The sequence below is a fragment of the Macrococcus equipercicus genome (assembly GCF_024205945.1).
Taxonomy (GTDB): domain Bacteria; phylum Bacillota; class Bacilli; order Staphylococcales; family Staphylococcaceae; genus Macrococcus; species Macrococcus equipercicus.
The window spans coordinates 860,398-887,205 of sequence record NZ_CP073809.1 but is presented as its reverse complement, the minus strand read 5'-3'; the positions used below and the strand labels follow the sequence as shown (position 1 = coordinate 887,205).

Here is a 26,808-nt window from a genome sequence, read left to right as displayed (position 1 = left end):
ATAAATTGAAGATAAGCTTATCTTTTATTTGATTAATAGCTGTGAAAATAATCAAAATTAACCCACTGTTACGATAATTTTGTTTTCCCATAAAAAATGGTCCACAAATCGAAATGTGGACCATTTTTTCTTCAGATTTGGTCCACAAATCTATTTTCCCGTAAAAAAACCGCTGAACGTATTGTTCAGCGGTTGTTTGTCATATTAAAACGGCAGGTTCATTCCCTGGAACGGGTTTCTGCCTTTTTTGCCTTTTTTCATGCCTGAGAACTGCTTCATCATCTTCTTCATCTCGTCGAACTGCTTGATCAGACGGTTCACTTCGCTCATGCTTCTACCTGAGCCGGCCGCAATTCTGCGCTTTCTTGAGACGTTGATGATCGCCGGATTCTCACGCTCTGCTTTCGTCATGGAACGGATGATCGCCTGCACATGATCGATCTGCTTCGGATTCATGTTCAGCTGATTGACGCCTTTCATCTTGTTGGCGCCTGGTATCATCTTCAGCAGATCATCCAGCGGTCCAAGCGCTTTGACCTGATCCAGCTGCTCCAGGAAGTCATCGAACGTGAATGATGATGTCTTCATCTTCTGTTCCAGTTCCTTCGCTTTTGATTCATCGACTGACGCCTGTGCTTTCTCGATGAAGCTTAAGACGTCACCCATGCCGAGTATACGGGACGCCATGCGCTCAGGATGGAACGGCTCAAGTCCGTCCATCTTCTCGCTCATACCGACGAATTTGATCGGTTTCTGTGTCACGCTGCGGATGGACAGTGCTGCACCACCACGTGTGTCACCGTCAAGTTTCGTCAGCGTGACACCTGTCACATCAAGCTGTGTATCGAAGCTCTCTGCCACGTTCACTGCATCCTGACCGGTCATGGCATCGACGACAAGCATGATTTCATCCGGTTTTGAGACTTCTTTCACATCAACCAGTTCATTCATCAGCGCTTCATCGATATGCAGCCGGCCTGCAGTATCGATGATGACGAAGTCATAATGTTCTTCTCTTGCGTGCTGCAGTGCCTGACGCGTGATTTCATCAGGTTTCACCTGGTCTCCTAATGTGAACACCGGGATGTCGATCTGCTTACCGACTGTCTGCAGCTGCTGAATCGCAGCGGGACGATATATATCACACGCGACAAGCAGCGGTCTTTTGTTGAATTTCTTCCGCATCAGGAGGGCAAGTTTACCGGCAGTGGTTGTTTTACCTGCCCCTTGCAGACCGACCATCATGACGACAGTCGGCGGCTTTTTGCTCATGTTGATGGCTGTATTCTCTCCGCCCATGAGCTGTGTTAATTCATCCTGGACGATCTTGATGACCTGCTGGCCCGGCGTCAATGATGTCATGACATCGCTGCCAAGCGCGCGTTCTGATACAGTCGCGACGAACTGCTTGACGACTTTAAAGTTGACGTCGGCTTCAAGCAGTGCAAGTCTGACTTCACGCATCATCACTTTAATATCTGCTTCTGTTACTTTACCTTTACCTCTGATCTTCTGCATCGTTGCCTGCAGTCGTTCTGATAATCCTTCAAATGCCATATGACACACCTCTATTCAATCGATTCTATTTGTTCTATCAGCTTCAGCAGCGCTGTGTCCTGCTGTGTTAAGCTTGCTTTCATATCATCCAGCAGTGCTTTACGTTGTTCAAACTTCTTCAGTAGCCCGAGCTTCTGCTCATAATCCTCAAGCAGTTCGTCAGTCCGTCTTATATTATCATAAACCGCCTGACGGGACACTTGAAATGTCTCTGCGATTTCTGACAGTGACTCATCTTCCAGATAATAGCGCTCTAAATAGTTGCGCTGCTTATCGGTCAGCAGCCCCTGGTAGAAATCAAAGAGATAGTTCATCCGCATCGTTTTGTTCAGATCATCCTGCATGAGGATCAGTCGTTTCTGTGTCGTCCGCTGTGTCAGATTCAACACCGCTCGCTTCAATCATATCTGCGAACAAGCCGTAGACATAGCTTTCTGCGTCAAACGGCTGCAGGTCATCCAGCTTCTCACCAAGTCCGACAAACTTCACAGGGATGTGCAGTTCGTTACGGATCGCAAGGACGATACCTCCTTTAGCTGTACCGTCAAGCTTCGTCAGCACGATACCTGTGACGTCAGTCACTTCTTTGAAGGCCTTCGCCTGCACAAGTGCATTCTGTCCAGTCGTCGCATCTAATGCCAGCAGCACTTCATGCGGTGCACCCGGCACAGATTTTGAGATGACTTTCTTCACTTTCTGCAGCTCATTCATCAAGTTCGCTTTATTCTGCAGCCGGCCTGCTGTATCACAGATCAATATATCGACTTTCTTCGCTTTCGCGGCATTGACTGCATCAAACATGACTGCGGCCGGATCTGATCCTTCGCTCTGCTTCACGACTTCCACGCCGACGCGGTCGCCCCAGATCTGCAGCTGTTCAATCGCTCCTGCACGGAACGTGTCACCTGCTGCCAGCATGACTGTCTTGCCCTGCTGTCTGTAGCGGTGTGCAAGCTTACCGATAGTCGTCGTCTTACCGACACCGTTGACACCGACCATCAGGATGACCGTCAGACCATCTTCCTGAATATTCATCGCCTGCAGCTCATCGTCTTCCTGCTCATAAATTTCCACAATTTTCTCAACAATGACTTCACGGAGGTCAGCTGTTTCAGTAATATTTTGACGCTTGGCTTCAAACCTTAATGATTCGACCAGCTCCATCACCGTGTTGAAGCCGACGTCCGCCTGGATCAGCATTTCTTCCAGTGCTTCAAAGAAATCTTCATCGACTGTCCGGTAGTGCGCTAATAAGTCATTCAGTCTGTTCTGGAAATTCTCACGGGATTTTTCCAGTCCTTGACGGAACTTCGCACCGATCTGCTGCGCTTCCAGCTCCTCGAATTCTTCGATGGACATTAAATCTTCGTCATCAAAGCTGAAGTCCCAGTCGTCCGCCTTTTTCTTCGGCTTGACTGGTTCTGCTGGAACGGGTTCATCGGCTGGAACGGGTTCATCGGCTGGAACGGGTTCATCTAAAGGCTGTAACTGTTCCTGTTCTTCTTCTGGTGCTACAAATCTATCTTTTAATCGTTTAAAAAAACTCATTGTGTCAGCTCCTTAACTTTATTATGGTCCAGTTCATTTAAATTGACACTGACTAACTGAGTGATGCCGGAGTTCTGCATCGTGACGCCGTAAAGTCTATCCGCTGCTTCCATTGTACCTTTTCTGTGCGTGATGACAATAAATTGTGTGTCGTCGCTCAATGTCTGCAAGTAACTGCCGAAACGGACGACGTTCGCCTCGTCGAGCGCCGCCTCCACTTCATCAAGTATGACAAACGGCGCACTTCTTACTTTCAGAATGGCAAACAGCAGGGCAACAGCAGTCAACGCCCGCTCACCACCTGACAGCAGTGTCAGCTGCTGCCGTTTCTTGCCGGGCAGCTCCACTGTCATGTCAACGCCTGCTGTTAAGAGGTCATCGCTGTTTAATGTCAACTCACCGATGCCGCCGCCGAACAGCTCACTGAACACCACATTGAAATGCTGCTGCACCTGCTTGAATGTCTCCGTGAAGCGTGTCATCACTTCACTGTCCATCTCCTTGATGACTGTTTCGAGTGTCGCTTTCGCTGCCAGCAGATCGTTTTCCTGCTCAGTCAGGAAGTCATAGCGTTCTTTCACTTCCTCATACTGCTTGATGGCACCGATGTTGACCGGTCCCAGTTCTTCAATCGATGCCTTCGTCAGCTTGACGCGTTTTCTCAGCGCATCGATGTCGCTATCGTCCGTATAATCAGCTGCCGCCGCTTCATATGTCATATGATAGTCTTCCAGCAGGTGATAGATCAAGTTCTCAAGCTGCACATCAATTCTTGAGTAGCGGGCTTTCATTTCGCCGATGCCGTTCTCAAGGCCGCTGATCTGCCGCATCCCTTCATTGTAATGGTGCCGGGCCTGACTCAGGCTGTCTTCCTGCGCCTGTAGTTCTGACCTCCATGTTTCCAGCTGCTGCTGGACAGTCGTGCGGTCGTGCTGCATATCAGCAAGTGTCGTTGACAGCTCACTGATTTTAGCGGTCATCTCTTCCACTGACGTCAGCGCGTTCTGTGCAGTCAGTTCAAGCGTCTGCTGCTCGAGCTGCGTCTGCTGCTGCTGAATCTGCGCGGACTGCTCCTCCTGATACTTCAGCCGTTCCTGCTGGATGATGCGGCGGCTTCTCAGATCATTCAGTTCGGCACTGACTTCTTTTTCGAGCGTTCTGCTGTCAGTGCGGAATACCGTATAGTCTTCCAGCTGCTGCTGAATGTGTGCCAGCTCTTCCTCGCGGCGTGACACGCGCTGTCTGAGGTCAGCCGCCTGCTCTTTAAGCTCTGTATGCTCCTGACGGCGGTCTGCGAGTTCAGCGAACGCCTCATTCGCACGTTGCAGCTGCGCGAGCTTCTGCTCATGCTGCGTCAGTTCAAGCATTTTCTCCTGGCGATCTTCCGCCAGTGCTTCCCCGCGCGCTCTTAATGTATGGCCATAATGTTCCGCTTCTGCCAGTTCTTCTTTCAGTGCGGCGACTTTCGCCTCAAGTGCTGTCGCCGATGTCTTGTATGTGCTGATTTTAAGGGCGAGTGCTCGTTCTTCTTCTTTCTGCTTCAGCAGCAGCGACGGCTGATTCAGACTGCCGCCGGTCATCGAGCCGCCCGGATTCACCACATTGCCGTCAAGTGTCACGATGCGGTACTTATAGTTGACGATGCGTGCCAGCTGGTTAGCGTGCGGGAGTGTATCGGCGATAATAGTCAGGCCGGTCAAGTTCTGGATCACTGCCTGATAGCGCCTGTCTGTTGTGATGAGGTCTGACAGCACACCGACAAAGCCTGCCTGCTCTGTCAACTGAAGTTTGACTGACTCCGGCAGTTCCCGCTTCTTGATAGTTGTCAGCGGCAGAAATGTCGCTCTTCCTGCTTTCTTCTTCTTGAGCGCTGCAATCGCTGTGCGGGCGCTGTCCTCATCTTCTGTAATAATGCTCTGCAGCTGGCCGCCGAGCGCAATATCGAGCGCCGTCTGATACAGAGCGTCAATATCAATCAGCCCTGCCACAGCGCCGTGAATGCCGGGTAATGAGCCATCTTTCAAGACAGCCCGTACACCTTGGAAATAGCCCTGGAATTCCGCCTGCATAGCGACAATGCTCTCATGTTTTGATGTCAGCTGCTCGATGTAACGGTAAGCTTTAAATAAGTTTTCTTCTTCTGTCTTATACGTCTGATTCAGACTGCTGACTTTGAGCGCTTCCTGCTTATACGCTTCGCGGGCAGCGGTTAACTGCTGCTCGAGCTCAGTGAGCTGCTGCTGCTTCATTCGATGTGCTTTATCAGCCTGCTCGTAATTGTCACGGTCCGCCGCGTCCACCTTGTGGCTCGCAAAATAACCAGCCAGCTGTTCCAGCTGCCGCTCGATCAGTTTAAGCTCATTTTTATTCGCCGTCTGCTCGCTTAACGTCTCGTAGTAATTACCACGCACCTCTTCCACGAGCTGGTCGACGTCACTGTTCAGCGCCGTCAGCTTCTGTTCAAGTGCGCGTTCTTCTGCCCGCAGCTGTTTGACTGCCTGCTTAGCTTCGTCAATGGTTTTGATGCTGTCATCATGACGCTGCCGGGCTTCTCTGCTTTCTGCTGACAGTCTCGTCAGTTCGCGCTGCAGCCGTGCTGTTGAGGCGGCATGGTTCTCTTTCTTCTCTGCCAACAGGTGATACTGTCCTTGCGTCCGCTCTATTGTCTCCGTCAGCTCGAGCAGCCGCGCTGTCAGCTTGTCAAGTTCGGCTGCCGCCAGTGATTTGTCAGCGGCTGCCTGTCCGATCTGCTGCTCAAGCCGTGTCACTTTGTCCTGCTTGATTAAAATCATTTCTTCGTACTCTTTGATTTCCTGCTCAAGCCGGCTGTAGTGAGTCTTCAACTGAGTGATGTCAAACACCGTGACCTGGATGTCGGCATCTTTCATCTCCTGCAGCAGCTCCTGGTATTCCAGCGCAATCGCCGCCTCCATCTTCAGCGGCTCCACGCGGCCTTCCAGGTCAAAGATAATATCGTTGACGCGTGCTAAGTTGCCCACCGTCTCGCTGAGCTTTGACTCCGTCTCTTTTTTGCGCTTCTTGTACTTCAGGACGCCGGCCGCTTCCTCGATCAACTGCCGGCGGTCTTCCGGCTTCGCATTCAATATTTCGTCCACTTTGCCCTGTGAGATGATACTGAACGCTTCTTTACCGAGACCTGTATCCAAAAACAGCTCCGTGATATCTTTCAGCCGGACTTTATTATGATTCAGAAAATATTCACTCTCTCCTGAGCGATACAGCCGGCGCGTCACTTCAATCTCCGCCGCGCCGTCAATCAGCTGACCTGCCTCGTCAAGCTTCAGCGTCACTTCCGCGTAGTTCAGCGGCTGCCGGTTCTCAGCCCCTGAAAAGATGACATCTTCCATGCGCGCACCCCGCAGGTTTCTGGCTGACTGCTCCCCGAGCACCCAGCGGATGGCATCTGTAATATTACTTTTACCTGAACCGTTCGGCCCGACAATCGCCGTGACTCCGCGGCCGAATGTCACATGAGTCTTATCAGCGAATGATTTAAAGCCATAGGCCGTAACCCCTTTCAAATACACCATGCTATACTCCTAACTGAATCGTTTCGAGCGCAATGCGTGCTGCCTGCTGCTCTGACTCTTTCTTCGTACGCCCCGTACCGCGGCCGATCACCTTTGTATCGAGCACCACTTCTGAAGTGAACTCCTTGTGATGCGCCGGGCCGTTTTCTTCTACAAGACGATAGACAATCTGCCCCAGCCCCTGCTGATGAAGATATTCCTGCAGAAATGTCTTATGATCTAAAATTCCTGCCAGCAGCTCCTCATTGATATGCGGGATGATCGCAAGATCCGCAAACTTGACCGCTGCCTCAAACCCGAGGTCAAGAAACAGCGCTCCGATGAACGCTTCAAAGACATCCGCGATCAGTGACGGACGATTTCTGCCCCCTGTCTTCTCCTCACCTTTACCGAGTAGAATCAGCCGGGAAAATTCAAGTTTATTCGCGAATGTTACAAGTGATGGCTCACAGACAATAGCTGCTCTTAATTTCGTCAGCTTACCCTCTGACATATCGCTATGTTCTCGGAATAAATATTGAGAAACCACCAATTCTAACACCGCATCACCGAGGAATTCGAGACGTTCATTATCTTTCAGCTTCTCCATCTTGAAATCATTGATGAAGCTTGAATGAGAAAATGCCTGTTCATACAGTTTTAAATTATCCGGCTTAATATTCAGCTCAGTCATTTTCAGCGCCAGCCGGCTGTGAAAATCTTTTAATATCGCTTGTTTCTTACTCATATGCTACCTCCTTTTATTATCCCTTTATTTTACGTCATTCCTGCATGAAAAAAAAGAAAAAATGGCTAAATCAGTTGATGCTTCCTAGTAAACCGCCGATTATCATTCAGCGAACTAAAAAAACGCCTTGCAGTCTTCACGGGGGAAGCTCTCAAGACGTAAAAATCGCTGGTCGATTATTTATTTAATGATTCGATGTATGATACAGCGTCACCAACAGTGTTGATTTTTTCTGCTTCCTCATCAGGAATCTCCATACCGAATTCATCTTCTAATTCCATTACTAATTCTGCGATGTCCAAAGAATCAGCACCTAAATCATCTTTGAAAGACGCTTCAGGAGTTACTTTTTCAGCATCAACACCTAGACGGTCGACGATGATTTCTTTTACTTTATCGAAGTTTTCCACAATCTCACCTCCTTCAAATGATTGCGGTGCTATTAGTTCATGACCATGCCGCCGTTGACGTGCAGAGTCTGCCCTGTTATATATTTTGCCTTATCAGACGCTAAAAAGCTAGCCGCATATGCCACATCTTCTACTTGGCCGAATGTTCCGAGCGGAATCTGGGTTTTCATCGCTGACTGGATGTCCTCGTTCAGCTGGTCTGTCATATCAGAGACGATAAAACCCGGTGCGATCGCGTTCACTGTAATGTGACGGGATGCCAGTTCACGTGCAAAGGTCTTTGTCAGTCCTTCTACACCGGCTTTCGCTGCGACATAGTTCGCCTGTCCGGCATTGCCGATAGTGCCGACGACGCTGCTGATATTGATGATGGTACCGCTTCTCTGCTTCAGCAGCTGACGAGTGACACCCTGCACGACGTTGAAGACGCCTGTCAGGTTAGTGTCGATGACGTCACTCCACTCGTCCTGCTTCATGCGCATCATCAAATTGTCGCGCGTAATCCCTGCATTGTTCACAACGCAGTCAATCGTCCCGAACTTCTCAATCGTTTCTTTGACCATGGCCGCCACTTCTTCTTTGACGGCAACATTCGCCTGAACGGCAACTGCTTCACGGCCGAGCGCCTTGATTTCGTCTACGACCTGCTCCGCTTTTTCTTTACTGCCGGCATAGTTGACTACGACGTCAAAGCCATCTTTTGCGAGCTGCAGTGCAATGGCTTTGCCGATTCCTCTTGACGCGCCGGTTACTAATGCTGTTGTCATTGTGCATTCCACCCTTTAATTTCTTCAACCGTGCCGAGCGCTGTGAGCGTGACATTCCGGTCGATTTTTTTGATGAGACCGCTCAATACTTTGTTCGGTCCTACTTCTACAAATTCAGTGACACCCTGCTCGATTAAATAACGGATTGATTCTTCAAAGCGGACGGGTGAATACAGCTGTTTGATCAGCTGCTGCTTAATTTCGTCTTTATCGGTCACAGGCCGTGCGGTCGTATTCTGAACGACCGGTACTACCGCATCATTAAATGTGAACGTCTCTAAAAAGGCTTGAAACTCCTCAGCGATGCATTCCATCATCGATGAATGGAATGGTCCTGAGACATTAAGCGGCAGGACACGTTTTGCGCCGAGCGACTTACCGTCCCGCACGAACGCATCAATTTTTTCCTGATGCCCAGAGACAACAATCTGACCCGGACAGTTCAAGTTGGCCGGTTCCACTTTCAGTTCCGGTGTAGACAGCTGTTCGCAGATAGCCGTCACTTCCTCCACTGTCAAGCCGAGTACCGCAGCCATGGAGCCGGTGCCTTTCGGAAAGGCCGTCGCCATCAGTTCACCGCGTTTAGCAACAATCTTGACGGCATCTTCCGCAGTCAGCACGCCGCTTGCGACAAGCGCTGCATATTCGCCTAAGCTGTGACCGACAGTATAGTCATAATCGATTGTCAGTTCATTCAGGACAGCCGTGCTATGGCTGACAATGGCCGGCTGGGTATACTGGGTCAGACCAAGCTGTGCTTCATCATTGAACATGAGCTCAAGCACATCAAAGTTAAGTGCAGCGTTCAGCTGGTCAAGAAATGCCCGGCCGCTCTCCAGTTCATCGTATATATCTTTCGCCATCCCAAGCTTCTGGGCTCCCTGACCGGGAAAGAGCAGTGCGCGTTTAGTCATTTCGGACAACCTCTCGTTTCATAGTTTCTAACACATTCATTTCTACTGTTTCCTTCGCCTGGCGGAGTGCATTGAAAATCGCTCTGGCGTTGGATGAGCCGTGTGCTTTAATGACGATCCCATTCAAGCCGAATAATATAGCGCCGCCGTACTCCGAATAGTCCATTTTGTCTTTAATAAGATTCATATCTTTTTTCAGCACACCTGCTGCCAGTTTGTTCTTCATGTTTTTCGTCAGCTGCTGTTTCAGCATGGTGAAGATACTGTTCGCTGTACCTTCCAGTGACTTAAGCACCATATTGCCGGTGAAACCGTCTGTCACAACGACGTCAGCTGCACTGAACAATAAATCCTTCGCCTCAACGTTGCCGATGAAGTTCAACGGGTCCTGCGCCTTCAGCAGTGTGAAGGCTTCACGTGTCAGCATGTTCCCTTTTTTATCCTCTGTGCCGATATTCAGCAGACCGATCGTCGGCCGCTCTATTTTGCGGATTGCTTTGGCATAAACATTGCCCATGACCGCATACTGCTCAAGGTGCTCCGGCTTGGCGTCGGCATTGGCCCCCATATCAAGCAGGATGAATCCGCTGTCATCTACAGTCGGCAGCGTCAGCGCAAGTGCCGGTCTTTCCACGCCCGGCAGCCGGCCGACGATAAACAGGCCGGATGACATGAGCGCCCCCGTATTTCCCGCCGATACACAGGCATCCGCTTCACCGTATTTCACTGCTTCTGCCATGCGGACCATAGAAGAATCTTTTTTGCGTCTGATGGCGCGGACCGGTTCATCCTCCATATCGATCACTTCTGTACAATGCTGGAACTGAATACGTTCATGCTGCAGGCGGTATTTCTCCTGGTCACCGAAGAGCTGGATTTCGACGTCATCGTATTCATCGAGCAGCATTTTAACGCCGTCAAGCACAACATCCGGAGCATTGTCTCCACCCATCATATCAACCGCAATTTTAATCATTATTTTCACCTTCACTCACATAATACATTTCAAACTTACCTGTAAATACCATACGCTGCTTGACTGTGCTGACCACTTCGATGACCGCCCTGTTGTTTTTCTTCTCGACAAGCAGTGCTTTCGTGATGACCCGTTCACCGAGCTTGACCGGACTGACAAACTTGACCTCACTCTTTGCCGTCAAGGCGAATTCATCATCCATCAGCGCCACACAAAGTGAGTTGGCCTGAGCAAACAGGAAATGACCGCGGGCAATCTTATTGCGGTGGAACACATGCTCATCCTGGATATCAAGAATAGAGATCGCCACTTTATCCAGCTGCAGTTCAACAATCTCACCGATGACTTCATCAATCGGCAGCGCCTTCACTTCATCCCTGTTCTGACAGGCAACATCTTTAATACGTTCACGCAGCTCAGGAATGTTCTTCTCAAGTCGATCCAGCCGGATTGTCTGGATGCTGACATTGAACGTCTGACTAAGCGCCTCATCGGTCAGAAAAGGGTTGTCATTCAATATGGTCTGCAGCTGCTGCTGGCGTTCAGCCTTCGTTAATTTTTTCATATCTTCAAGTCCTGTCTTAGTAGTTGGTACTAATACTTGTACTTAGTATAAACAACTTCTAAAGTTTGTGCAAACATTTACAGACTGTAGTTCTACACTCTGCCGCACAAAAAAACCGCCGGAGTCAGTCGTTCACTCCAGCAGCTGTTAAGCACCTCTCACAATACGTGCCTTGACGATGAGCCGCTCTTCAAAGAGCAGCGTGTCAGGGTTATAGGAATCACATGTAATCAAAGTCAGCTCCTGCGGTCTGCCCGGATGTTCATTCAGCACGGACACTTGTGACGGATTGACCTTATAACTGTCATAAATCTCATACACTTTCTTTCCGCCCTTTGTCACGAGGATGACTTTATCCCCCTTGTTGGCGCGGCCGAGATAATTGAACCTGATGCCTGCTCCTTCGACCCGGTGGCCTGCAATGGCGATATTCTGTTCAGATAACTGTTCATCCTTCTCTACAAGCGTGACACCATTCTCTAAGTTAGCCTGTGTCGCCGGTCCTTTCAGCAGCGGCTCGTTAATGCCCGCTGCCGGTATTTCTAAATAGCCGAGCATGTTCTTCTTCAGCGTCACTTTTTCCGGGTCTGTCTGAGTGATCCACCGCTCGAGTGGATTGACTTCAGGCGCTTTGTCCTGCTGTTCAAAGGAAGTAATCACTTGATGGTTCACTCTATCCGTGAAGTAAGCCCGGATATTCTGCCAGAAAAACAGCACAAGAGCTGCCATTATAAATAGCACGCCGAGTGCCCGTAATCCTCTCATCAGTTTTCTCCTCCATTTCAGCATCAGCCCGCTTAATCAATCTCCAGCGTGTTCAGTTCCAGCTGCAGCCGATTTTTCAGGCCGCTGTTTTCAGGTCTATCAATCGCACCGCTTAAGATCATTGCCGCTGCTTCGTCACGCGCCACTTCAAGCATGCGGTAATCTTCAACAATATCTGCGACTTTAAAATCCGGCAGCCCGCTCTGCTTCACGCCGAAAAAGTCGCCGGGGCCGCGCATCTCAAGGTCTTTCTCACTGAGGACAAAGCCATCAGTCGTCTGACACATGATCTGCATCCGCTCAATTCCGGTCTCTGTTGACGGGTTGCTGATTAATAGGCAGTAACTCTGCTGATCGCTCCGCCCGACGCGGCCGCGCAGCTGATGCAGTGTCGACAGACCGAACCGCTCAGCATCTATAATGATCATCATCGTGGCATTCGGCACATTGACCCCGACTTCAACGACGGTCGTCGACACTAAAATTGATATCTCGTGTCTGCTGAACCGCTCCATCACCGCATCTTTCTCTTCTGACGACATGCGGCCGTGCAGCAGGCCGACCCGCTCCGCACCGAACTGGCGGCAGAACTCCTCGTAGACAGCGACGGTGTTCTGCACATCCAGTTTCTCGGATGCTTCTATGAGCGGGCAGATAACATAGGCCTGTCTGCCTTTCTTCAGTTCGTCTGCCGTCCTCTGATAAATAATCGGCATCTCCTCATGTTTCGCCCATGACGTGATAATCGGTTTACGGCCTTTTGGCATCTCACGGATTGTCGTGACGTCCATTTCTCCGAACACAGAGATCGCCAGTGTTCTTGGTATCGGTGTCGCCGTCATAAAGAGCACGTTCGCCTCTTCGCCTTTTTCGCGCAGTCGTTTCCGCTGATTGACGCCGAAGCGGTGCTGCTCATCCGTGATGACCAGTCCTAACCGGTTGAACCGTACTTCGTCCTGGATGAGGGCATGCGTACCGACAATCATGTCGATCTCTCCTGCTGCCAGCTGTTCAAGCAGGAGACGCCGCTTTCTGCCCTTGACTGAACTCGTCAGCAGGGCGATACGGCAGCTGTCTTTGTAGAGAGCTGCAAGACTTTCTGCATGCTGTTCCGCGAGAATCTCTGTCGGTACCATGAGCGCACTCTGATAGCCGGCTGTCATAAGGGCATACATGGCAATCGCAGCCACCACTGTTTTACCGGAACCGACGTCTCCCTGCAGCAGACGGTTCATGCGCAGCGGCAGTTTGATGTCCCGGAATATTTCATTGACGCTCTTCTTCTGCGCTTCAGTCAGTTCAAACGGCAGCGTCTCAATGAACGCCTTGACTGCGTCTATATCATAATTGATACCGACCGCAAGACCGGTCTGATGCTCCTTCATATTCAGCATTCTCATCTTCAGCTGAAATAAAAACAGTTCGCAAAAAGCAAACGTTCGTTTCGCCTGCTTCAGGCTGGAATCATCCGCCGGAAAATGCAGTGTTTCGACCGCCTGCTTTAAATCCCACAGCTTATACTTCGCTGCGAGGTCATCAGGAATCATTGGCGTGATGTCAGTGAGCGATAACGCCTGTGCCACTAACTTCTGGAACTGCTTCGGCTTCAGCTGACCTTTCAAGCTGTACTGCGGCACAAGCGCTTTGTCCGAGCTGTCAGTCACTGTCGCTGAAAATTTGCTGCCTTGAATGATCTGCTTGGACCGCTGCCATTTACCGGTGACGGTCACTGTCTCGCCGAGCACGACTTGATGCTTGATGTACGGCTGGTTAAAAAACTCGACTCTGACCGCCACTTGGTTCACCAGCATGTGAAAGGCTGTTTTCGAGCGGCTTCTGCCAAAATAACTCAGTTGCGGAGAACTATATACTTCCCCCGCCACCGTTATTTTCTCGCCGTCCGCCGCCGTGTTGATATCGACAATGGATTCGTCCTCATAGCGATACGGCAGATGCAGCACGATATCAGTCAGCGAATGGATGCCGAGATCATTCAGCTTGAGCACCGTCTGCGGGCCGACACCTTTTAATTCTGTTAATGGACATTCAGACTCAATTAAATGTTGGTTGTGCATTGGAACCGAAAATTCTTTCTTTCATTTCCTGTCCTGTCTTAGTGCCCGCCAGGCCGCCGCGTCCTGTTTCACGCAGTGCACTCGGCATCGTCTGACCGATTTTGTACATCGCTTCAATGACTTCATCAGTCGGAATACGACTTTCGATGCCTGCAAGCGCCATATCTGCTGAGACGATGGCATTGGAAGCACCGGCTGCATTACGTTTAACACATGGCACTTCAACGAGTCCTGCAACCGGGTCGCATACTAGACCGAGCATATTTTTCATGCAGATGGCAAATGCATGAGCAGATTGTTTCGGTGAACCGCCCGCCATTTCTACGATCGCCGCTGCAGCCATCGCAGCAGCCGAGCCGACTTCCGCCTGACAGCCGCCGGCAGCACCGGAAATAGAAGCATTGTTCGCTACGACAAAGCCGAATGCGCCTGTTGTGAACAGGAAGTTCACCATATCTTCTCGAGTCGCCTTGAGTTTATTTTTCACGGCGAACAACGTGCCCGGTACCACCCCTGCAGAGCCGGCTGTCGGTGTCGCACAGATTAAGCCCATCGCAGCATTCACTTCGTTTGTCGCGACTGCTTTCGCAACTGCATCAAGCAGCAGCTCACCGCTTAACATGTTGCCTTTCTCAATATATTCACGCATTTTAACGGCATCCATGCCTGTCAGACCTGTCGGACTCTGCACGCCGTTCAGTCCGCGTTCAACCGCCTGCTCCATGACCTCCAGGTTGCGTTCCATTCCTTTGTATATATCTTCATAAGAGCGTTTAGAGACTGCCATCTCCTGCTCGATCATCACTTCATATATTTTTTTGTTCTCTGTTTCGCAAATCGTTACGAGTTCTGCTACACTTTTAAACATCATGTCCTCCTTATGACTCTTCCATCAAGGTTACTGTCTGTATCCCCTGACAAGCTCTTATTTCATTTAAAACCTCTTCAGTGATCTGATCATCCAGTTCACACGTCATTAACGCGATGTCGCCTTTCTCTTTACGGGACACCTGCATCTGACCGACGTTGATCTGATGTCTGCCTAAAATCTGTGTCACGCTCGCAATAGAGCCGAACGTGTCCTGGTGAAAGACAAGCAGTGTCGGATAGTTGCCTGATATGGCAATAGGGAAGCCGTTTAACGCGACAATTTCGATTTTACCGCCGCCGATGGATATCCCTTCGATCGTCAGTTCTTTATCGCCGTCTGACATATGAATGACGGCAGTGTTCGGATGACTCTTCTCCTCACTCATCTCGATGAATGAGACAACCATGCCCTGTTCCTTCGCAATGTTCAGCGCCTGAGGAATACGGGAATCATCTGTATCAAATCCCATCAGTCCGCCGACTAACGCGACATCTGTGCCGTGTCCTCTGTAAGTCTCCATAAATGAACCATATAAATAAATATCCGCCTGCTTCGGTGTCCCGCCGAATAAATCACGTGCGACAAGACCGATTCTCACGGCCCCTGCTGTATGTGAAGAAGACGGACCGACCATTACCGGGCCAATAATATCGAATACACTTCTATATTTCATTGCTACCTACCCCTTTAAACCTTTTAATATGATGATTATACCACCATTTGACTATTAAATGCTGGCTGACCATTCACTGACAGCCGCAAAAAGATAGCGTTTTCAGGAAAATTAATATTTTCGCCATAAGTAGCCTACCATCTTTCCTGCACCACTTCAACTTGAACGGGTTAAAGCCTCATAAAAACATAAAAAAGCTTACTTATAGTAAGCTTTGTAACGATTCATGCTTCTCTACTCGCTCCAGAAAGAAGACATGTCTTCAATTATTCTACTGCAAACATGAAACTGTAGATCGGCTGTCTGCCGTCCTGCACTTCCACTTCGATATCTTCATACTGCTCCTCAAGATGCGCGACCAGTGCATCGACGTCTTCGTCGGCAGCATCAGCACCTTTAAAGATGGTAACGATCTCGCTGTCGTCATCGATCATCGCAGCAAGCAGCTCAGTACATACTTTCTGCTGACTCACATCCGATACTTTAATCTTGCTTTCAAACAGACCCATGAATGCACCCTTTTTAATTTCCACGCCGTCAATTGACGTATCTCGTACTGCATAAGTGACAGAGCCGGACTTCACATGTTTCAGCGCTTCAGTCATCTGCTCCTTGTTAGCTTCAAGTTCAGCATCCGGCATATAGGACAGCATAGCCGTCATACCTTGCGGAATCGTCTTGGACGGAATGACCGCGACCGGAATTGAGACGACGGAAGCTGCCTGTTCTGCTGCCATGATGATATTTTTGTTATTCGGCAGAATGATGGCTTCCTGACATTTAGAAGCTTCGATGACTTTGACGATATCTTCTGTCGATGGATTCATCGTCTGACCGCCGCTGATGACGTGTGTGGCACCGATAGACTCAAAGAGCTTCGTAATACCGTCACCCATTGAAATCGTGATGACCGCTTTTTCCACTTCTTTTGTCGCTGACTGCTTAATTCCACGTTTACGCAGTACTTCTCTATGCTGCTCACGCATGTTCTCCACTTTGATCTTGATGATCTCACCGTACTGGCTGCCATATGTCAGCGCTTCTCCCGGTGTTTCTGAGTGGACATGTGTTTTTACGATTTCATCATCTGAAATGACAAGCAGAGAATCTCCGAACTCAGCCATGTCATTTCTGAACGCATCTTCATTGAACGGCTTTTTGCCCGGCTTAAAGCGCACCATGAACTCTGTACAGAAGCCAGGGACAATGTCTTCTGTTTTCACGACATCACCGAAGTCATGGTCGTCATTGACAAACGACTCATCCACTTTGGCCTGCGGCGGTGCAATAGCTTCACCTTTCATCGCTGCAAGAAAGCCTTCATACACATACATCAGCCCTTGGCCGCCGCTGTCGACGACACCGACTTCCTTCAGTACAGGTAGTAGTTCAGGTGTATTCTTCAGAGAAATATTGCCTGCTTCGACGATGGCTTCCATGATCTCAATGACATCATCACTTGTGTCAGCCACTTCCATGCCGCGGGCGGCTGCTTCTCGTGCGACCGTCAAAATCGTCCCTTCCACAGGTTTCATCACTGCTTTATAAGCTGTTTTAACACCTGAATCAAAAGCCTTTGCAAATTTCTTCGCCTCGATGTCCGCCTGTTCCTCCACTGCTTTAGAGAAGCCTCTAAACAGCTGTGACAGAATGACACCGGAGTTTCCGCGTGCACCCATGAGCAGTCCTTTAGAAAATGCTTTGCCGACATTGCCGATATGAGCTTCAACATGCGCTGCTGTTTCTTTTGCGCCGGAAGTCATCGACAAATTCATATTAGTTCCTGTATCACCGTCAGGCACAGGAAAAACGTTCAGAGAATCCACGTACTCTGCGTTCTGAGATAAGTTATTTGCTCCAGCTGAAATCATCTCAGCAAATAGCCTGCCATCAATCTTGTTCATTCAAATGATCCTCCTTATTCTTCCTCGTCCAGTTTAATCACACGTACACCTTGTATATATATATTAACTGAATTAACTTTTAAGTTTAATGCTTTTTCAAGCGTATATTTAACAGCAGACTGCACATTATTCGCGATTTCTGAAATCTTTGTGCCGTAAGCGACAATGATATACATGTCTACGTCCAGTTTATCGTCTTTCTGTGAGACAATAACCCCTTTAGAGTAGTTATCACGTCTTAAAATATCCGCAATTCCGTCTCTCACTTGATGTTTGCTTGCCATCCCGATGATACCGTAGCATTCAACAGCAGCACCGCCGGCAATGGTAGCAATGACGTCATTAGAAATATCAATACTGCCGAACTCATTTGTAATTTCTAAAGTCATGAGATCCCTCCTAATTTTCATTCATCAAGTTATTATACGCAATATTCCCTGCAATGTACAAGAAAACTCTAAAATATGAAAGCACAGCTCAATGAATACAATGTCTCAGCAGAGACAGCCGACCGGTTTTCTGTCATAAAATAACACACAGCTGTCACAAGTTTCTCAACAATAAAGTTGCAACCTCTACTCATTTGTGTTAAATTACTATGGTATGTAAAAGATAAGTGTATCTCTATATATCATTAAAGGAGGAAATCACATGGCTAAAGTATGTCACGTTACAGGCCGTAAAGCCGTAACTGGTAACAATCGTTCTCACGCTATGAATGCGAACAAACGTCGCTGGAATGCTAACTTACAAAAAGTTAGAATCCTTGTAGATGGCAAACCGAAACGTGTATGGGTTTCTGCTCGTGCATTAAAATCAGGTAAAGTGACTCGCGTTTAATGACTATATAGATACAGAAAAAAAGACCTTTGTGTGGAAGGTCTTTTTTTTTATGCTGATTTGTCCCTGCTCTGCACCATATAGACCATGCCGTTCTCTACTGTCACTTGGGCCCGGTCAGCGATAAACTCATTGGACACCGTCCGCGTCCGCCCTAGTTCAAGCGGTGTGCGGAGCAGCTCGTATTTCAGGCCTTCTATCGTCAGCAGCACCTGCTCGCCGAGCGGAATGAAGGAGACATACTGCATGTCTTGCGCATGCGTAATGATATGTGTGCCTGCTGCCAGCACCTGGATGATGTTCTGCTCATCTACAATATAGAACTCACTGCCGGACAATATGACGTCCGGATGTGCAAGTGTCTGTAAGTTGCCGAGGAAGTGATCCATCCGGCCGCCTGTCGCGCCGTGAATGAACACCCGGTCATAATCAAGCGTCAACGCGTAGTGAATGCCTACTTCAAGATCCGTCTCATTTTTTTCTGACGGCAGCACTTCCACTTCGATATGGTCATTGATCAAGTCGCGTTCTGCGGGCGTCGTCGAATCAAAGTCACCGAAAGCAGCAATCGGAGTGATCCCGTGCCTGAGCAGCACGACGGTGCCGTAATCTATCCCGACCCAGTCCTCATGAGCGAGCTGACTTAGCGTGTCCTCTGTCACGCCGTTATATGTACATAGCAGATGCAGATCCATCTTATTCACCCCTCAGTTTCTGTGCAGGTACATTGTAATCATCATGCTTGAAGAAATAGGACCCTGCAACAAACACGTCGGCACCGCGTGCCCGGCACAATGCGGCTGTCTCCTCATTGATGCCGCCGTCCACTTCAATCTCATAGGTCAGGCCGTGTGCCCGGCGGTAGTCGTCCAGATAGCTGATCTTGTCAACCATGCCTTCTATGCACGACTGGCCGCCGAAACCCGGATTGACGGTCATCACAAGTACAAGGTCGACATCAGACAGCACCGGCTCAAGCAGTGTCACGTTCGTTCCGGGATTAACAGCCACTCCTGCTTTCTTACCCTTCTGCCTGATCATTTGCAGCACGCGGTGAATGTGAGGCGTCGCTTCCAAGTGAACGGTAATGATATCGCTGCCGGCATCCGCAAACTGACTGACGAACACTTCAGGGTCGGCAATCATCAGATGGCTGTCAATCGGCAGCGAGGTAATCTGCCGCAGCTGCGCTAATATCGGCAGCCCGAAAGAGATGTTTGGTACGAACTGACCGTCCATGACATCATAATGCAGATAGTCGACGCCGCTCGCCTCCAGTTTCTTGACCTCCTCCTGAAGCTTCGTAAAATCACATGATAATAAGCTCGGTGCAATTTTAACCATCAATATCTCACCTTTCTCGTCTCAATTTCATTCATCAGCTGCAGATAGTTGTCATACCTTGACTGCATCACCTCACCCGATTCAACCGCTGCTTTAACAGCGCATGACGGCTCATTGACATGCAGACATTCCCTGTATCTGCACTGGTCTTCACGAGCCGCAAACTCAGGAAAGCAGTTTTTGAGGATATATTTATCAATATGGGCGATATCAAGTGCACTGAACCCCGGCGTATCCGCTAAATACTTGCCGTTCACTTGAATCAGTTCAACATGCCTGGTCGTATGCTTCCCGCGGTTAAGGGCGCTTGAAATAATCCCAGTTTCAAGCTGACTGTCAGGTTTCACCGCATTGATCAGTGACGATTTGCCGACACCTGACTGCCCGCTCAGCACGTTAATGCCATCCACTAAAATATCGGCAAGCGCTGACTGGTCCTCAAGATTGGAGACGAAATACGTGCGGTAACCGATGGCTTCATAATCGCTCAGCTGGCTCTCTATCGCTGCAGTCTGTGCCGCGTTCAGCAGATCTTTCTTCGTGACAATGAGACAAGGCTCTATGTCATAGCTTTCAACAATAACAAGGAATTTATCGATTAAGTTTTTGCTGAATTCAGGTTCTTTCGCACTCATCACGACGAGCACCTGGTCGATATTAGCGACTGGCGGCCGCTTCAGTTCATTCCGGCGGGATTTCAGTTCTGTAATGTAGCCGTCCGTCTCATTTTCAATCTGAAAGATAACTTCATCACCGACAAGCGGCGAGATGCCTTTTTTCCGGAACACACCACGCGCACGGCACTGGAAGCTTTCACCTTCACTGTCCACATAATAAAAACCGCTTAACGCCTTATAAATTAATCCTTCTCTCACTGCGTCACCTCATCTGTTTCTTTCGCTCATTTCAGTATAAACAATTGTCATTAGTTTAACATACATCGCAGCGTCAGAACATGACACGTTGTATATTATTGCGCCGGAAAGATAACAGTGATGATGGTCCCACCGTTCAGTTCGCTGTCGACTTTCAGTTCCGCGCCGTGCAGCACTGCTATTTCATGCACGATAGCCATCCCAAGACCATTTGACAGCGTTTCATCTTCCTTTGTATCCGCCTTATAGAAGCGCTCAAACAAATGCCTGCGCGTGTCATCAGTCATCCCGCGGCCATTGTCACTCACCTGCAGAACAGTATGACCCGCTCTGAGTTTCAGTGACAGGCGGATCTCTCCTGCTGCCGGCGAATATTTAATGGCATTCGACAGTAAGTTCGTCACGAGCTGAAACAGCAGGTCCCGGTGCCCGTAAAGCATGATGTCATCAGCGTCAGCGATGGCAAGCTGCTCTTTCAGGTCCAGCTGATAGAGCATCGACTGGATGACTTCCTGCAGCAGCTCCCGGCCGTTAAAATATGCCCTCTTGAGCTTTACGCCTTCGTTATCAATGGCAGCGAGCAGCAGCAGCTGTTTCGTCAGTCTGCTGAGTCGTTCTGACTGATGCTCAATGGCTGAGATCACCGTGCTGTCCTGCCGGTCTTTCAGCTGATGCGTCAGGCCGAGCAGATTAGTGATCGGCGACTGGATTTCATGGCTGACATTGGCGACGAACCGTTCATTCATCTCCTGATGCCGCTTGATGGCGCGGCTCATCTCTTCCATCTCGCGAGCCAGCACACCGATCTCATCGCGCCGCTTAATCGCTGTCACGTCGCTGTAATCTCCGCTGCGAATGCGCTCTGCAAACGACTTCAGTTTAACGACCGGACTGACGATGCCGATGGAACTGAGCAGCACGAAGAAGATGGAGAAGAGGACAATGAGTACGAGCAGTATCGCCAGAAACACCCTGAATTCTCCCATGCTCTGCCCGACATCCGGACGAATATAGACATCATAAGATTCACCGTTCACAATCAGCGTCCTGCCCACTGTATTTTTCGTCTCGTTATCAAAGAAGCCGGTGATGAACAAATTAAACGGCCTGTTTTTGATGCCGTGATAGATCTTGTGTTCAAGCGGCTGGACTGTGAGATTATCCACTCGGAACGGTGTACCGTAGAAGCGCTTCTGCCCGTCTTTAATCGCCATCACCTGGAAATTCAAGCTTGCAACCTGGTTGAAGTAAGCAGCACTATCGATGTCCGGGTGGTGCTCTATAAACTGTTTCTGCCTGGCCAGCGTGTGCGTGATACGCGCGTCATTCATCGGTTTCAAATAACTATGGTAGCAGACATTGGCGAGCAAAAAGGCAAGCAGACTGCTGAGCAGCATAACGATTAATGTCGAGACAATAAACTGTGTCGACAACCGGTTAAACATGATGCACCTTATAGCCGACGCCCCGCACTGTGACAATTTCGATCGTTGCCTGAACAGCCGCCAGCCGCTTTCTCAACCGCTTAATATGAACATCGATGGTCCGCTCGTCGCCGTCGAAGTCATAGCCCCATATTTCAGTGATGAGCTCGTCACGCGGTGCCACTTTCGGTTCGCGCTTGACCAATGTACTCAGCAGTTCGAATTCTTTCCGCGGCAAATACAGTGTCTGGTCATTGATATATAGCTCATAACTCTCAGGGTTCAGTTCGACATTGCCGAGCTTCAGCTGCTCTGACGATACGCGGTAGCGGCTCAGCACCGCCTTTATTCTGAACTGCAGCTCCTCCGTACTGAACGGCTTTGTCATATAATCATCAGAACCCGCTTCGAATGCCTGGCGCTTATCGTGCAGCTCACTGCGGGCAGTCAGCATGATGACCGGCTTATGATAGCAGCGTTTAATATCATCGCACAGCAGAAATCCGTTGGTCCCAGGCATCATGACATCGACGACGCACAGATCAACGCCGCCTTCATCGAGCAGCGTCACTGCTTCTTCAGCATCCGCTGCACCGACGACTGTGAAATCAGGCAGTCCCCGGAGCACCATCTCTCTAATATTCTTCTCATCGTCCACAATTAAAATAGTCGGTTTCATTTTTTCGCTCCTGTTCATATTCAGTTCATATAACTCCCTTAATATAACGTTATCAAACAAAATAGAAAGGAAGTTAATCATGAAACTCGCTTTAAAAGAACTCTCTTACTACAAACTAAAATACTTACTGATTACAGCCATCTTGTTCCTGCTGGCTTTTCTTGTGCTCTTTGTCACTAGTTTAGCACAAGGGCTCGGTCAGGATAATGTCTCAGCAATCGACCATATGAAGGCAGAGCAGTACATCATAGATAAGGATGCTGATCATCAGCTGACACAGTCGGCCCTCAGCGATAAAGACAAGCAGCTGCTGACGGACTATCATATCGACCTGCTTGCCATGCAGCTGCTGCCGCTGACTAATAATCTCTTTGTCGCAGCGATGTACTCTGAAACAATGCCCGAAAGAACGATAGTTGAAGGCCGGATGCCGAAGCAGGCAGATGAAATTGCTGTCGACGAATCGCTGCAGGAAAAATTAAAACTGAATGATACATTAACTGTAAAAAATAAAGAAGACAACAAGAAAAAAATCAAATATAGAGTGACCGGTTTCATCGCAAAAGAGATGTACGCCCATACACCGGCTGCCATCGTCACGAAAGCAGGATTTGAGCAGTTCAATCCCGATGTCACACCAAATGCCGGCTTTGTTCAGGCCAATGATAAAGCAGAACTGAGCAAACTGAAAGATGACTTAAGTGACTCAGAGATCATCACAGCCGATGAACTGAAAAAAGGAATCCCAAGCTTTGAAGCTGAACAGATGCCGCTGCAGCTGATGGTCGTATTCCTGTTCGTGATCTCTGCGATTGTTATTTCAGCGTTCTTCTATGTGATCACGATACAGAAGACTAATGAATACGGTATTTTGAAAGCCATCGGTATGAAGAACCGGAAGATTGCGCTCGTCATTCTCGCGGAAATTATGCTGATCACGTTCATCGGTGTCGCAGCAGCGATTATACTGACCGTCGTCATCTCTATGTTCCTGCCTGCGACAATGCCGTTTTATTTAAATCATAACCTTGTCGTTATACTCGCAGGACTATTCTTTGTCGTCTCGTTAATCGGTGCCATGATGTCACTGATCAAAGTCATTAAAATTGACCCGCAGGTCGCTTTAGGAGGAGAATAATATGCTAAGCATCGAAAACGTCTCAAAAACATATGGTAAAGGCGCGCAGGCGACGACTGTGCTGAAAGATATCAATCTGCAGCTGGCGCCGGGAGAAATCGTTGCGCTGTATGGTCCATCCGGCTCCGGTAAAAGTACGCTGCTGTCCATCGTCGGCGCATTACTCACGCCGTCTTGCGGCGATATTACTCTTGATGGCAGAGCATGGCGCCACCTCACTGACAATGAAAGAACCGACATGCGGCTGAAAGACATCGGTTTCATCTTCCAGTCATCTCACCTGCTGCCCTACTTGACAGTTAAAGAACAGTTGACGGCAGTCGGCAGTGAAGCAGGGCAGAGCAAGAAAGAAGCCTCTGCACGTGCCGAACAGCTGCTGACATCATTCGGACTCGACCATCGCCTGTCCGCTCATCCAAAAGAGCTGTCGGGCGGCGAAAAACAGCGGACAGCCATTGCCCGCGCTTTCATGAATAAACCGAAGCTGATTCTTGCCGATGAACCGACAGCGAGCCTTGACAAGGAACGTGCGTCTGAAGTCGTCGATATGCTGAGAAAGCGTGTTAAGGAATCGGGGGCCGCCTGCATCATGATTACCCATGACCAGCGCCTGTTTTCCTACACTGATAAAACGTATTATCTTGAGGACGGCTATTTGACGTTAGCAGCTGAATAACAAAAGGACCTGCATTTCACATGCAGGTCCTTTTGTATTGAATTACAGCGGTTTGATATACGGTGCTTTATAAGCAGGCAGTGAAATCGGAATCGATTCATAGACCACTTCATTCGCAGGCAGTTCGAACCATTTTGTCGGTGAAGCCGTATATTTTTTCAAGAATATTTTTATCTGCATGATCAGGCGGTCATACCATGCAATGCTGGCATCAATCGGCAGTTGATCCATAAGAAGAATATAAGCGAAGTCGCCGATGATTCTTGTCGGATTCGTACCGTAGCGGCGCGACTGCTCATGAATGATGCCTTCTTTCAGCATATGCGCTGCAATCTGTTTGATGTACAGATTGATGTTCTGATGGATACGGAAGCCGAGAACGAGCTGAACTTTGAAGATGTTCTTCGTCCCGAAGTCCTCAATCTGATAGTTCACCTGATACGGTTTATCAGACACTTTGACATTGACGAACCAGTAGACGTCTGCTCGTTTCGGCCGGCCGTCAAGAATAGACTTCAGCGCCTGTTTCTCAATCATCTTCATATCGTTTGTTGTCGACAGATAGACGAGGTTCGCAGCGTATTTAGGGACAGCTGCATCTGCTGATAAAGCTGTCAGCTGGTTCACATACAGATCGATGTTGACATCAAATGTCCGCTTATCCTTGATTTTGTACCCTTTATACCAGACGATCATCAGCGCGATGACCGCGACAGAGATGAGGACCGCGATATAACCACCGTGCATGAATTTAGCGAGGCTTGAGAATAAGAACGCACTTTCCAGTATCAGGAAAAATCCAGTAATTATGATTGTCAGCCCTTTGTCGATTTTCTTCATCGATAAGTAATGATAGATCAATATCGTCGACATCAGCATCGTCACTGTAATACTCAGACCGTAGGCCGCTTCCATGTTGACTGATGTTTTAAAGTACAGGACGACCATGATGCATAATATCCAGATGCAGAATGTGACAGCCGGTATATACATCTGTCCTTTCATCGTCGAAGGATATTTAATGTCCAGCTTAGGCAGCAGCCGTAAGTGAATGGCTTCTGAGACAAGCGTGAAACTTCCTGAGATCAATGCCTGAGATGCTATAATCGCGGCACCCGTCGCGATAATGACACCGAAAACAATAAATGATTCAGGCATGACTTGAAAAAACGGATTGAACTCATGATTGCCGAGCATATCCTGCTTCTTAATATGACCGATAATCCATGCAGACTGCCCGAAATAACTGAGCAGCAGCATGAGTTTGACGAACGGCCATGTTTTAAAGATCGCATGCTTGCCGACATGTCCCATATCTGAGTACAGTGCTTCAGCCCCTGTCGTCGAGAGGAATACTGTGCCGAGAATCAGCAGTCCCATTTTGTTGCTGTCATCGAACAGCACACGGATACCATACAGCGGATTGATCGCTCTTAAAACAGATAAATCAGTTGCCAGCTGAATCACACCGAACAGACCCATCATCGAGAACCAGATCAGCATGAACGGTCCGAATATTTTACCGATGCTGCCCGTGCCGAAACGCTGTGCAAAGAAAATCAGCGAGATGACAGAAATGACAACGATCAGAATATTAGTCTGATGAGTGACAAAGCTATTTTTGAGGGCCGGAATCTCCTGCATCCCTTCAACAGCGGCTGTAACTGTGACGGCCGGCGTCAGCACGCCGTCAGCGAGCAGTGCTGCCCCGCCGATGATCGCCGGGACAATCAACCAGCGGCGGCGTTTTCTGACCAAAGTGTAAAGGCTGAAGATTCCTCCCTCACCATGGTTATCTGCCTGCATGGCAATCAGCACATATTTTACTGTTGTCAGTAAGGTGATGGTCCAGATGACAAGCGACAGACAGCCGATAATATAATCTTCAGTCATCGCCTTCATTCCGCCGTTCGTCTCCACGACCGCTTTCATGACATAGAGCGGAGACGTACCGATATCCCCGTAGACGATACCGATAGCGACAAGCATTAGACCGAACTGCCAGTTGCTTCTTTTATTTTGCGGCATTTTTAACCCTTCTTTTATCAAATATTTTTTGCTTACAATGCTATATGATACTGCTGCTGCAGCGATATAGCAATCCTTATTTTTAGAATCGTACCTTCTACTCAACGTTATTTACTTCCCGCTCCGGGGTATATTAAACATGTACCTTAATTCTGAAAAAAGAGGTGTCAACATGACGAACAAATCGATTACAACTGATGCGCTTCAGGATGCACTTCAGGCTGCAACAACTGACCGTATCATCGATGTCAGAGAACAGGATGAATATAACCGCGGCCATATTAATGAAGCAGTGAATATGCCGCTGTCAACGCTCGCAGAACACACAGACGAGCTGGCTAAGGATCAAGCTTATTACGTCATTTGCCAGAAAGGCGGTCGTTCACAAAAAGCAGTCGATTATTTACATGGACAAGGCTATAATGTGACGAACGTTGAAGGCGGAATGGACGACTGGCATGGTGAAATTGACATATAAAAACCTGGGATAATATCCCAGGT

Annotated in this window: 26 protein-coding genes; 4 read left to right on the top strand and 22 right to left on the bottom strand. The window is 48.8% G+C overall.

The window, feature by feature from the left end:
- Window positions 1-204 precede the first annotated feature (204 nt).
- The 16 genes from ffh to KFV11_RS04495 all read right to left on the bottom strand — a co-directional run bounded on the left by ffh (window position 205) and on the right by KFV11_RS04495 (window position 17,692).
- On the bottom strand, window positions 205-1,557 hold the full coding sequence (ffh, locus tag KFV11_RS04570) for a signal recognition particle protein (protein ID WP_149458326.1): 1,353 nt from the start codon (window positions 1,555-1,557) through the stop codon (window positions 205-207).
- An 11-nt stretch (window positions 1,558-1,568) separates the two neighbouring features.
- Window positions 1,569-1,901: a putative DNA-binding protein gene (locus KFV11_RS04565; protein ID WP_211359959.1), complete on the bottom strand. Its 333-nt coding sequence runs from the start codon at window positions 1,899-1,901 to the stop codon at window positions 1,569-1,571.
- Entirely contained in the window at window positions 1,891-3,105 is a 1,215-nt protein-coding gene (gene ftsY, locus KFV11_RS04560; RefSeq protein WP_254250456.1) for a signal recognition particle-docking protein FtsY, read from the bottom strand. The genes KFV11_RS04565 and ftsY overlap by 11 nt, the downstream gene beginning before the upstream one ends.
- Window positions 3,102-6,656 carry a chromosome segregation protein SMC gene (gene smc / locus KFV11_RS04555; RefSeq protein ID WP_254250455.1) on the bottom strand — a complete coding sequence of 1,185 codons (3,555 nt, stop codon included), beginning with the start codon at window positions 6,654-6,656 and terminating at the stop codon, window positions 3,102-3,104. Before smc ends, ftsY begins: the two co-directional genes overlap by 4 nt.
- A 1-nt stretch (window position 6,657) precedes the next feature.
- A complete protein-coding gene (gene rnc, locus KFV11_RS04550; protein WP_149458323.1) occupies window positions 6,658-7,383 on the bottom strand; it encodes a ribonuclease III in 726 nt (241 codons plus the stop codon).
- A gap of 176 nt (window positions 7,384-7,559) precedes the next feature.
- Entirely contained in the window at window positions 7,560-7,793 is a 234-nt protein-coding gene (locus tag KFV11_RS04545) for an acyl carrier protein (RefSeq protein WP_254250454.1), read from the bottom strand.
- A 32-nt stretch (window positions 7,794-7,825) separates the two neighbouring features.
- Complete coding sequence (gene fabG / locus KFV11_RS04540) at window positions 7,826-8,560, bottom strand: 3-oxoacyl-[acyl-carrier-protein] reductase (RefSeq protein ID WP_149458321.1); 735 nt, start codon at window positions 8,558-8,560, stop codon at window positions 7,826-7,828.
- The gene (gene fabD, locus KFV11_RS04535) at window positions 8,557-9,474 is read right to left on the bottom strand and encodes an ACP S-malonyltransferase (protein WP_254250453.1); all 918 of its coding nucleotides are present in this window, start codon (window positions 9,472-9,474) and stop codon (window positions 8,557-8,559) included. The genes fabG and fabD overlap by 4 nt, the downstream gene beginning before the upstream one ends.
- Complete coding sequence (gene plsX / locus KFV11_RS04530) at window positions 9,467-10,450, bottom strand: phosphate acyltransferase PlsX (protein WP_149458319.1); 984 nt, start codon at window positions 10,448-10,450, stop codon at window positions 9,467-9,469. The genes fabD and plsX overlap by 8 nt, the downstream gene beginning before the upstream one ends.
- Entirely contained in the window at window positions 10,443-11,015 is a 573-nt protein-coding gene (gene fapR, locus KFV11_RS04525; RefSeq protein WP_149458318.1) for a transcription factor FapR, read from the bottom strand. Before fapR ends, plsX begins: the two co-directional genes overlap by 8 nt.
- Before the next feature lie 147 nt (window positions 11,016-11,162).
- Complete coding sequence (locus KFV11_RS04520; protein WP_149458317.1) at window positions 11,163-11,780, bottom strand: class A sortase; 618 nt, start codon at window positions 11,778-11,780, stop codon at window positions 11,163-11,165.
- A gap of 32 nt (window positions 11,781-11,812) precedes the next feature.
- The gene (gene recG / locus KFV11_RS04515) at window positions 11,813-13,855 is read right to left on the bottom strand and encodes an ATP-dependent DNA helicase RecG (protein WP_149458316.1); all 2,043 of its coding nucleotides are present in this window, start codon (window positions 13,853-13,855) and stop codon (window positions 11,813-11,815) included.
- Window positions 13,833-14,723: an L-serine ammonia-lyase, iron-sulfur-dependent, subunit alpha gene (gene sdaAA, locus KFV11_RS04510; RefSeq protein WP_254250452.1), complete on the bottom strand. Its 891-nt coding sequence runs from the start codon at window positions 14,721-14,723 to the stop codon at window positions 13,833-13,835. Before sdaAA ends, recG begins: the two co-directional genes overlap by 23 nt.
- Before the next feature lie 10 nt (window positions 14,724-14,733).
- Window positions 14,734-15,399, bottom strand: coding sequence for an L-serine ammonia-lyase, iron-sulfur-dependent subunit beta (gene sdaAB, locus KFV11_RS04505; RefSeq protein ID WP_149458314.1), 666 nt, complete (start codon window positions 15,397-15,399; stop codon window positions 14,734-14,736).
- Between the two features lie 266 nt (window positions 15,400-15,665).
- Window positions 15,666-17,303 carry a DAK2 domain-containing protein gene (locus tag KFV11_RS04500; RefSeq protein WP_254250451.1) on the bottom strand — a complete coding sequence of 546 codons (1,638 nt, stop codon included), beginning with the start codon at window positions 17,301-17,303 and terminating at the stop codon, window positions 15,666-15,668.
- A 14-nt stretch (window positions 17,304-17,317) separates the two neighbouring features.
- On the bottom strand, window positions 17,318-17,692 hold the full coding sequence (locus KFV11_RS04495; RefSeq protein WP_149458312.1) for an Asp23/Gls24 family envelope stress response protein: 375 nt from the start codon (window positions 17,690-17,692) through the stop codon (window positions 17,318-17,320).
- A gap of 262 nt (window positions 17,693-17,954) precedes the next feature.
- Here KFV11_RS04495 and rpmB point away from each other — a divergent pair, with 262 nt between their 5' ends.
- Window positions 17,955-18,143, top strand: a complete 189-nt coding sequence (gene rpmB, locus KFV11_RS04490; protein WP_133451977.1) for a 50S ribosomal protein L28 — start codon at window positions 17,955-17,957, stop codon at window positions 18,141-18,143.
- A 50-nt stretch (window positions 18,144-18,193) separates the two neighbouring features.
- Here rpmB and KFV11_RS04485 read toward each other — a convergent pair whose 3' ends face one another.
- From KFV11_RS04485 to KFV11_RS04465, 5 genes are all read right to left on the bottom strand, one after another.
- The gene (locus tag KFV11_RS04485) at window positions 18,194-18,838 is read right to left on the bottom strand and encodes a thiamine diphosphokinase (protein WP_254250450.1); all 645 of its coding nucleotides are present in this window, start codon (window positions 18,836-18,838) and stop codon (window positions 18,194-18,196) included.
- 1 nt (window position 18,839) lies between these two features.
- A complete protein-coding gene (gene rpe, locus KFV11_RS04480; protein WP_254250449.1) occupies window positions 18,840-19,487 on the bottom strand; it encodes a ribulose-phosphate 3-epimerase in 648 nt (215 codons plus the stop codon).
- On the bottom strand, window positions 19,487-20,362 hold the full coding sequence (gene rsgA, locus KFV11_RS04475) for a ribosome small subunit-dependent GTPase A (protein ID WP_254250448.1): 876 nt from the start codon (window positions 20,360-20,362) through the stop codon (window positions 19,487-19,489). Before rsgA ends, rpe begins: the two co-directional genes overlap by 1 nt.
- A 95-nt stretch (window positions 20,363-20,457) precedes the next feature.
- Entirely contained in the window at window positions 20,458-21,807 is a 1,350-nt protein-coding gene (locus KFV11_RS04470; RefSeq protein WP_254250447.1) for a HAMP domain-containing sensor histidine kinase, read from the bottom strand.
- Window positions 21,800-22,465 carry a response regulator transcription factor gene (locus KFV11_RS04465; protein WP_254250446.1) on the bottom strand — a complete coding sequence of 222 codons (666 nt, stop codon included), beginning with the start codon at window positions 22,463-22,465 and terminating at the stop codon, window positions 21,800-21,802. The genes KFV11_RS04470 and KFV11_RS04465 overlap by 8 nt, the downstream gene beginning before the upstream one ends.
- Window positions 22,466-22,544: 79 nt before the next feature.
- Between KFV11_RS04465 and KFV11_RS04460 the strand changes: the two genes are divergently transcribed.
- Together KFV11_RS04460 and KFV11_RS04455 are read left to right on the top strand one after the other, a co-directional pair.
- Window positions 22,545-23,603 carry an ABC transporter permease gene (locus KFV11_RS04460; RefSeq protein WP_254250445.1) on the top strand — a complete coding sequence of 353 codons (1,059 nt, stop codon included), beginning with the start codon at window positions 22,545-22,547 and terminating at the stop codon, window positions 23,601-23,603.
- 1 nt (window position 23,604) lies between these two features.
- Entirely contained in the window at window positions 23,605-24,279 is a 675-nt protein-coding gene (locus tag KFV11_RS04455; protein ID WP_254250444.1) for an ABC transporter ATP-binding protein, read from the top strand.
- 42 nt (window positions 24,280-24,321) lie between these two features.
- On the opposite strand, the gene KFV11_RS04450 is transcribed toward KFV11_RS04455, so the two are convergent.
- Window positions 24,322-26,307, bottom strand: a complete 1,986-nt coding sequence (locus KFV11_RS04450) for a KUP/HAK/KT family potassium transporter (RefSeq protein WP_254250443.1) — start codon at window positions 26,305-26,307, stop codon at window positions 24,322-24,324.
- A gap of 172 nt (window positions 26,308-26,479) precedes the next feature.
- Here KFV11_RS04450 and KFV11_RS04445 point away from each other — a divergent pair, with 172 nt between their 5' ends.
- On the top strand, window positions 26,480-26,785 hold the full coding sequence (locus KFV11_RS04445) for a rhodanese-like domain-containing protein (protein WP_254250442.1): 306 nt from the start codon (window positions 26,480-26,482) through the stop codon (window positions 26,783-26,785).
- The last annotated feature ends 23 nt before the right edge of the window (window positions 26,786-26,808 follow it).

What these genes read in the sequence shown, in the direction of transcription:
- ffh (WP_149458326.1), bottom strand. Translation starts at nt 1,557, where the DNA reads ATGGCATTTGAAGGATTATCAGAACGACTGCAGGCAACGATGCAGAAG.
- KFV11_RS04565 (WP_211359959.1), bottom strand. Translation starts at nt 1,901, where the DNA reads ATGCAGGATGATCTGAACAAAACGATGCGGATGAACTATCTCTTTGAT.
- ftsY (WP_254250456.1), bottom strand. Translation starts at nt 3,105, where the DNA reads ATGAGTTTTTTTAAACGATTAAAAGATAGATTTGTAGCACCAGAAGAA.
- smc (WP_254250455.1), bottom strand. Translation starts at nt 6,656, where the DNA reads ATGGTGTATTTGAAAGGGGTTACGGCCTATGGCTTTAAATCATTCGCT.
- rnc (WP_149458323.1), bottom strand. Translation starts at nt 7,383, where the DNA reads ATGAGTAAGAAACAAGCGATATTAAAAGATTTTCACAGCCGGCTGGCG.
- fabG (WP_149458321.1), bottom strand. Translation starts at nt 8,560, where the DNA reads ATGACAACAGCATTAGTAACCGGCGCGTCAAGAGGAATCGGCAAAGCC.
- fabD (WP_254250453.1), bottom strand. Translation starts at nt 9,474, where the DNA reads ATGACTAAACGCGCACTGCTCTTTCCCGGTCAGGGAGCCCAGAAGCTT.
- plsX (WP_149458319.1), bottom strand. Translation starts at nt 10,450, where the DNA reads ATGATTAAAATTGCGGTTGATATGATGGGTGGAGACAATGCTCCGGAT.
- fapR (WP_149458318.1), bottom strand. Translation starts at nt 11,015, where the DNA reads ATGAAAAAATTAACGAAGGCTGAACGCCAGCAGCAGCTGCAGACCATA.
- KFV11_RS04520 (WP_149458317.1), bottom strand. Translation starts at nt 11,780, where the DNA reads ATGAGAGGATTACGGGCACTCGGCGTGCTATTTATAATGGCAGCTCTT.
- recG (WP_149458316.1), bottom strand. Translation starts at nt 13,855, where the DNA reads ATGCACAACCAACATTTAATTGAGTCTGAATGTCCATTAACAGAATTA.
- sdaAA (WP_254250452.1), bottom strand. Translation starts at nt 14,723, where the DNA reads ATGTTTAAAAGTGTAGCAGAACTCGTAACGATTTGCGAAACAGAGAAC.
- sdaAB (WP_149458314.1), bottom strand. Translation starts at nt 15,399, where the DNA reads ATGAAATATAGAAGTGTATTCGATATTATTGGCCCGGTAATGGTCGGT.
- KFV11_RS04500 (WP_254250451.1), bottom strand. Translation starts at nt 17,303, where the DNA reads ATGAACAAGATTGATGGCAGGCTATTTGCTGAGATGATTTCAGCTGGA.
- KFV11_RS04495 (WP_149458312.1), bottom strand. Translation starts at nt 17,692, where the DNA reads ATGACTTTAGAAATTACAAATGAGTTCGGCAGTATTGATATTTCTAAT.
- rpmB (WP_133451977.1), top strand. Translation starts at nt 17,955, where the DNA reads ATGGCTAAAGTATGTCACGTTACAGGCCGTAAAGCCGTAACTGGTAAC.
- KFV11_RS04485 (WP_254250450.1), bottom strand. Translation starts at nt 18,838, where the DNA reads ATGGATCTGCATCTGCTATGTACATATAACGGCGTGACAGAGGACACG.
- rpe (WP_254250449.1), bottom strand. Translation starts at nt 19,487, where the DNA reads ATGGTTAAAATTGCACCGAGCTTATTATCATGTGATTTTACGAAGCTT.
- KFV11_RS04470 (WP_254250447.1), bottom strand. Translation starts at nt 21,807, where the DNA reads ATGTTTAACCGGTTGTCGACACAGTTTATTGTCTCGACATTAATCGTT.
- KFV11_RS04465 (WP_254250446.1), bottom strand. Translation starts at nt 22,465, where the DNA reads ATGAAACCGACTATTTTAATTGTGGACGATGAGAAGAATATTAGAGAG.
- KFV11_RS04460 (WP_254250445.1), top strand. Translation starts at nt 22,545, where the DNA reads ATGAAACTCGCTTTAAAAGAACTCTCTTACTACAAACTAAAATACTTA.
- KFV11_RS04455 (WP_254250444.1), top strand. Translation starts at nt 23,605, where the DNA reads ATGCTAAGCATCGAAAACGTCTCAAAAACATATGGTAAAGGCGCGCAG.
- KFV11_RS04450 (WP_254250443.1), bottom strand. Translation starts at nt 26,307, where the DNA reads ATGCCGCAAAATAAAAGAAGCAACTGGCAGTTCGGTCTAATGCTTGTC.
- KFV11_RS04445 (WP_254250442.1), top strand. Translation starts at nt 26,480, where the DNA reads ATGACGAACAAATCGATTACAACTGATGCGCTTCAGGATGCACTTCAG.